Origin of the sequence: Mesorhizobium sp. M8A.F.Ca.ET.161.01.1.1 (assembly GCF_004792105.1) — a bacterium.
In the GTDB taxonomy this organism is placed as follows: Bacteria; Pseudomonadota; Alphaproteobacteria; order Rhizobiales; family Rhizobiaceae; genus Mesorhizobium.
The window spans coordinates 1-287 of record NZ_SRTD01000471.1; the positions used below are offsets into that span (position 1 = coordinate 1).

Below are 287 nucleotides of genomic sequence, written 5' to 3' on the forward strand. Positions count from 1 at the left end.
GGAACGGGCGGACATAGGTGAAGCCGGCAAAGTGGCCCGCAACGATAAATAGCGTCGTCAAAAGACCGATCCGGACCTGCGTTCGCTGAAGCAGCCGGAACATGGTGGAAAGGCCGGGGGCACCGGCCGGCGGAAGCGAAGGCACGGTGAGCAATTGCACGGCGAGCGCAATGACGCCGAGCACGCCGGCAACGACGAAAGCCGATCGCCAGCCGAGCGTCGCGCCAATCCACGCGCCCACCGGTGCCGCACACACGGTTGCGACGGAGACCCCGGTAAGGATGATG

The 287-nt window shown here is 65.5% G+C and carries 1 pseudogene; it reads right to left on the reverse strand.

What is annotated here, in order from left to right:
* Positions 1-287 (reverse strand): annotated as a pseudogene (locus EN804_RS36600) (MFS transporter); the annotation flags it as partial.